The sequence below is a fragment of the Acinetobacter sp. 24-47-66 genome (genome assembly GCF_056779755.1).
Genome location: NZ_JBWYIL010000026.1, coordinates 1 through 6137 on the forward strand (window position 1 = coordinate 1; position 6137 = coordinate 6137).

7 protein-coding genes are annotated in these 6137 nt (G+C 41.6%); all 7 read left to right on the top strand.

What is annotated here, in order from left to right:
- A partial coding sequence (locus AC1M84_RS14120; RefSeq protein WP_481595217.1) for a dioxygenase family protein occupies window positions 1-374 on the top strand: 374 nt, incomplete at its 5' end.
- A gap of 74 nt (window positions 375-448) precedes the next feature.
- A complete protein-coding gene (gene benA, locus AC1M84_RS14125; protein ID WP_035270495.1) occupies window positions 449-1831 on the top strand; it encodes a benzoate 1,2-dioxygenase large subunit in 1383 nt (460 codons plus the stop codon).
- Window positions 1828-2331 (top strand): benzoate 1,2-dioxygenase small subunit, encoded by a 504-nt coding sequence (gene benB / locus AC1M84_RS14130; RefSeq protein ID WP_035270498.1) that lies wholly within the window; start codon window positions 1828-1830, stop codon window positions 2329-2331. Before benA ends, benB begins: the two co-directional genes overlap by 4 nt.
- Before the next feature lie 90 nt (window positions 2332-2421).
- On the top strand, window positions 2422-3438 hold the full coding sequence (gene benC, locus AC1M84_RS14135; protein WP_481595218.1) for a benzoate 1,2-dioxygenase electron transfer component BenC: 1017 nt from the start codon (window positions 2422-2424) through the stop codon (window positions 3436-3438).
- Between the two features lie 13 nt (window positions 3439-3451).
- Window positions 3452-4231: a 1,6-dihydroxycyclohexa-2,4-diene-1-carboxylate dehydrogenase gene (locus AC1M84_RS14140; RefSeq protein ID WP_092768934.1), complete on the top strand. Its 780-nt coding sequence runs from the start codon at window positions 3452-3454 to the stop codon at window positions 4229-4231.
- Window positions 4232-4287: 56 nt separating this feature from the next.
- Complete coding sequence (benE, locus tag AC1M84_RS14145) at window positions 4288-5496, top strand: benzoate/H(+) symporter BenE (RefSeq protein WP_481595219.1); 1209 nt, start codon at window positions 4288-4290, stop codon at window positions 5494-5496.
- A 43-nt stretch (window positions 5497-5539) separates the two neighbouring features.
- On the top strand, window positions 5540-6137 hold a 598-nt coding region (locus tag AC1M84_RS14150), incomplete at its 3' end, for a 3-oxoacid CoA-transferase subunit A (RefSeq protein WP_481595220.1).

A 6137-nucleotide genomic window follows, 5' to 3' on the forward strand; every position in this document is an offset into this window, starting at 1 on the left:
GTCAATATACAGCATTAACCACAATGCCTGTAGGTTATGGCTGCCCACCAGAAGGTACAACTCAGTTTGTATTAGACAAACTTGGTCGTCACGGTAACCGCCCTTCACACGTGCATTACTTCGTCACTGCGCCTGGCTACCGTAAATTAACTACGCAGTTCAACATCGAAGGTGATGAATACCTTTGGGATGACTTTGCATTTGCAACGCGTGATGGCTTAGTGGCAACTGCTGTAGATGTAACTGATGAAGCTGAAATTGCTCGTCGTGGTCTGAAAGGTGCGTTCAAACATATTCAATTTGACATTGAATTAGTGAAAGACGTTGAAGGTGCGCCTTCTACTGAAGTTGAACGCCGCCGCGCATCAGCTTAAATCAATTAGTCGGAATCGGGATAAGTCAATTATCCCGATGACTTCCCCTCAATTTGGAAAGTCGGAGAACGTCCATGCCACGTATTCCTGTAATTAATACCAGCCATTTAGATCGTCTTGATGAGTTACTTGTAGACAACTTTGAGACAGGTGAGTTTAAACTTCATCGTTCAGTTTTCACTGATCAAGCCCTTTTTGACCTTGAAATGAAATACATCTTTGAGGGTAATTGGGTTTACTTGGCACACGAAAGCCAAATTCCAAATAACAATGATTATTACACAACACACATCGGTCGTCAGCCAATCGTGATTGCTCGTAACCGTCAAGGCGAGCTAAATGCAATGATCAATGCTTGTTCACACCGTGGTGCACAACTTTGCCGTAACAAACGTGGTAATAAGGCTACTTATACTTGCCCATTCCATGGTTGGACATTCAATAACTCAGGCAAACTTTTAAAAGTTAAAGACCCAACAGATGCTGGTTATTCTGACTGCTTCAACAAAGAAGGATCACATGATCTTAAGAAAGTTGCACGTTTTGAAAGTTATAAAGGCTTCTTATTCGGTAGCTTAAACCCAGACGTCTTGCCATTAGAAGAATTCTTAGGTGAAACGACTAAAATTATCGATATGATCGTGGGTCAGTCTGATCAAGGTTTAGAAGTTTTACGTGGTGCCTCAACTTATACATATGAAGGTAACTGGAAACTCACTGCTGAAAATGGTGCAGATGGTTACCATGTATCTGCAGTTCACTGGAATTATGCTGCGACTACGCAACAACGTAAAGAAAAACAAGCTGGCGACAACATCCGTGCAATGAGCGCAGGTTCTTGGGGTAAACAAGGCGGTGGTTCTTACGGTTTTGAAAATGGTCACATGTTGCTTTGGACACAATGGGCTAACCCTGAAGACCGCCCTAACTTCCCTAAAGCAGATGAATACTCTGAGAAATTCGGTCCTGCTATGTCGAAGTGGATGATCGAGCGCTCACGTAACCTTTGCTTATATCCAAACGTTTATTTGATGGATCAGTTCGGTTCACAAATCCGTGTACTTCGCCCAATTGCTGTCGATAAAACTGAAGTAACAATTTACTGCATCGCACCTGTAGGTGAAGAGCCAGAAGCTCGCGCACGCCGTATTCGTCAATATGAAGATTTCTTCAATGCTTCAGGTATGGCGACACCAGATGACTTAGAAGAATTCCGTGCATGTCAAGCAGGTTATGCTGGTATCGAACTTGAGTGGAACGATATGTGCCGTGGTTCAAAGCATTGGATCAATGGCCCAGATGATGCTGCAAACGAAATTGGTCTAAAACCTAAACTTTCAGGCGTTAAAACTGAAGACGAAGGTTTATACCTTGCGCAACATCAACATTGGTTAGAAGAAATGAAACGTGCGATTAAAGCAGAACAAGCTTTAGCTGAACAAGGAGATAACGCATGAGTAACGCGAATCTTGAAGCAACTTTAGAATCAGTGAGCCAGTTCTTATTTAAAGAAGCGCGCCTACTTGATGATGAACAGTGGGATGAATGGTTAGAGTGTTATGCACCTACAGCATCGTTCTGGATGCCATCTTGGGATGACTACAATACATTAACTGAAGATCCTCAATCAGAAATCTCGTTAATTTATTATCCAGATCGTCAAGGTTTAGAAGACCGCGTGTTCCGTATCAAAACTGAACGCTCTTCTGCAACAATGCCTGATACACGTACAAGCCACAATATTAACAACATTGAAATACTTGAACGTCATGAAGATAAGGTTGTTGTTCGTTTCAACTGGAACACTTTAAGTTACCGCTACCAAAAGTCATACAGCTACTTTGGTATGTCACGCTACGAAATCAATTTGTCTGGTGAAAAACCACAAATTTTAAATAAATATGTGGTACTCAAAAATGATTACATCAATCAAGTAATCGACGTATATCACCTGTAATTAGTAAATAACAAGTTCAGTAACTACCAAATGGAATTTTGGTAGTTACACCAAAAAATTGTTCAAAAGATTCTTAAAGGATATTCAGCCATGTCAAACCATAATGTTGCACTTCAATTTGAAGATGGCGTAACCCGATTTATTTCAGTTGCACAAGGCGAAACGCTTTCTGACGCTGCATATCGTCAAAAGATTAATATTCCGCTGGATTGCCGTGATGGTGCATGTGGTACTTGTCGAGCTTTTTGTGAGTCTGGCAGCTATGACATGCCTGAAGAAACTTATATTGAAGATGCACTTACACCAGAAGAGGCTGAGCAAGGCTATATCTTAGCTTGCCAGTGCCGTCCTACTTCAGATGCAGTTTTCCAAATTCAAGCATCATCTGATGTATGTAAAACTCAAATTCATCAATATCAAGGTACACTTTCTCGTGTAGAAAACTTATCTGAATCTACAATTACCTTTGATATTCAACTAGACGAGGGTCAGCCAGATATCAATTTCCTTGCTGGTCAGTATGTAAATGTAGGTATACCTGGATCAACTGAAACACGTTCATACTCTTTCAGCTCTAAGCCAGGCAACCGTTTGACCGGCTTTGTTGTTCGTAACGTTCCTAACGGTAAGATGAGTAGCTTCTTAAGCAGCGAAGCGAAAGTCGGCGAAAAAATGACATTCACTGGTCCATTTGGTAGCTTCTACTTACGTAATGTAGTACGCCCTGTAGTAATGCTTGCTGGTGGTACAGGTATTGCTCCATTTATGTCGATGCTTCAAGTATTAGAAGAAAAAGGTTCTGAACATCCAGTACGTTTAGTTTTTGGTGTAACCAATGACTTCGACCTAGTTGCTATTGAAGAACTCAACAAACTTCAAGAAAAACTTGATTGGTTTGAATACCGTACCGTAGTTGCAAACCCAGAATCTGCACACGAACGTAAAGGTTATGTAACAGGTCACATTGAAACTGAATGGCTCAACGGTGGTGATGTAGACGTTTACCTCTGTGGTCCTGTTCCTATGGTAGATGCAGTTCGTGGTTGGTTAGATGCTGAAGGCGTTAAACCTGCAAACTTCTTATTCGAAAAATTCTCTGCGAATTAAAGTGGAGAGGAACATGAATCAAAGATTTGAAAATAAAATCGTAATCGTTACTGGTGCCGCTCAAGGCATCGGTCGCGGTGTTGCTCTTCAAGCAGCTAGCGAAGGTGCAAAAGTTGTACTGGCTGACCGTGCTGAATACGTGACGACCACACTTGAAGAAATTACGACTCAAGGTGGCACAGGTGTCACTGTCTTAGCTGATCTTGAAACCTATGCTGGTGCACAATCCGTTGTAAATAAAGCGATCGAGACTTTTGGCCGAATTGATGTGCTGATCAACAATGTTGGTGGTGCGATTTGGATGAAACCTTTTGAAGAGTTTTCTGAAGAGGAAATTATTAAAGAGATCAATCGTTCTTTATTTCCTACTTTATGGAGTTGTCGTGCAGTTTTACCACACATGCAACACCAAAAATCTGGTGTGATCGTGAATGTATCATCTATCGCCACATGTGGAATTAACCGTCTTCCATATTCTGCGGCTAAGGGTGGTGTAAATAGTTTTACTCAATCAATGGCATTTGCACATGCTAAAGATGGTATCCGCATCAATGCTGTGGCTACAGGTGGTACTGAAGCTCCACCACGTGTAATTCCACGTAATACTTCACCACTATCTGAGCAAGATCAAGCTTGGATGCAAGAAGTGGTTGATCAAACAATTGACCGCAGCTACATGAAACGCTATGGCACTATTCAAGAACAAGTAAATGCTATTTTGTTCCTTGCTTCAGATGAGTCTTCATACATTACAGGCACAGTCGTACCTGTAGGTGGTGGTGATCAGGGTTAACCCTGATCACGGACTCTTTAAATTCACAGGATCATTGACGCAAGGAGGCAAATACAATGGCAACCCTGTTTAAAACACTAAAAGAAGATTGGTCTATTTCCGCCACTGTCGCCGGCTTTTTAGCTGTATTGATTTCATATGCCGGACCATTAATTATTTTCTTTCAAGCAGCACAACAAGCCCAAGTTTCACCAGACATGATGATTTCATGGATTTGGGGTATCTCAATTGGTGCTGCTGTAGCTGGAATTCTATTATCAATAAAATTTAAAGTTCCTGTCATTACCGCTTGGTCGGCACCTGGTACTGCTCTGCTAGTCACACTTTTTCCAGATATATCACTGAATGAAGCAGTTGCTGCATATATCACTACAGCTGTAGTGATTTTCATCATTGGTATTACCGGATATTTCGACAAACTATTGGCTTTGATACCGCAATCAGTGGCTGCAGGAATGATGGCTGGTATCTTATGTCAGTTCGGATTTGGTCTTTTTACCGCGACCAATACCATGCCATATATTGTGTTTGGAATGCTTATTTCGTATCTGATTGCTAAGCGGTTAACACCTCGATATGCCATGCTTTTTGTATTGGCAGCTGGTATTTTCATGAGTTTAGTCCTCGGAAAATTCAATGCTGTGAATATGGAGTTTTCACTTGCAATACCCCAATTCATTGCGCCCGAGTGGACGCTTAACTCTTTTCTAAATCTTGCAGTACCTCTTATTTTAGTCAGCCTTTCTGGTCAATTTTTACCTGGCATGGCAATTTTGAAATTAAGTGGCTATGACATTCAAGCAAAACCGATTATTACCACTACCAGTATCGCATCGTTAGCTGTTGCTTATGTGGGCGGGATCACCATTGTCCTGGCATCAATAACAGCCGCACTCTGTACAGGTAAAGATGCACATGAGCTCAAAGAGAAACGTTATATCGCAGGTATTGCGAACGGTATTTTCTATATTTTAGGTGGTTTATTTGCAGGCAGCATTGTGATGCTTTTTAGCTTACTGCCTAAAGAACTTGTTGCTGCATTAGCAGGTTTAGCACTTTTAGGTGCTATTGCTACAAATTTACACGTTGCTATGTTCCAAGAAAAGGATCGTGACGCAGCTCTCCTTACTTTCTTGGCGACTGTTTCAGGTATGCAATTTTTAGGTTTAAGTTCAATTTTTTGGGGAATCTGTATTGGTATTTTAGCGCACGTGATTTTAACGAAGCGTCAAAATACTACCCCATCATCGTCTACATCGACCTGATCATATTAAAGGTAAATGTAGATCGTTTGTTTAGGAAGTGATTATGATTGATAAAAGCTCAGCGTCTTTAACCGAAGCCCTCTCCCAAATTAAAGACGGTTCAACCATTATGATTGGTGGGTTTGGTACTGCAGGTCAGCCTGCTGAACTCATCGATGGCTTAATTGAACTCGGTATTAAAGACTTAGTGATCGTCAACAACAACGCAGGTAATGGTGATTACGGCTTGGCTAAACTGTTACAAGCAGGCGCTGTACGTAAAATCATCTGTTCTTTTCCTCGTCAGTCTGACTCTTATGTCTTCGATGAACTCTACCGTGCAGGCAAAATCGAGTTAGAACTTGTACCGCAAGGCAACTTGGCTTGCCGTATTCAAGCGGCGGGTATGGGCTTAGGTCCAATCTACACACCAACAGGTTTTGGTACTTTGCTCGCTGAAGGCAAACCAACCATGAATTATGAAGGTAAGGATTACGTTTTAGAAAATCCAATCAAAGCTGACTTTGCGTTAATTAAAGCGCATAAGGGCGATCGCTGGGGGAACTTGGTGTACCGTAAATCTGCACGTAACTTTGGTCCAATTATGGCCATGGCAGCAGATATCACCATCGCACAAGTATCAGAAGTCGTGGAACTCGGTG

Excerpts from the sequence above, each read along its gene's own strand:
- benA (WP_035270495.1), top strand. The coding sequence starts at position 449 with ATGCCACGTATTCCTGTAATTAATACCAGCCATTTAGATCGTCTTGAT.
- benB (WP_035270498.1), top strand. The coding sequence starts at position 1,828 with ATGAGTAACGCGAATCTTGAAGCAACTTTAGAATCAGTGAGCCAGTTC.
- benC (WP_481595218.1), top strand. The coding sequence starts at position 2,422 with ATGTCAAACCATAATGTTGCACTTCAATTTGAAGATGGCGTAACCCGA.
- AC1M84_RS14140 (WP_092768934.1), top strand. The coding sequence starts at position 3,452 with ATGAATCAAAGATTTGAAAATAAAATCGTAATCGTTACTGGTGCCGCT.
- benE (WP_481595219.1), top strand. The coding sequence starts at position 4,288 with ATGGCAACCCTGTTTAAAACACTAAAAGAAGATTGGTCTATTTCCGCC.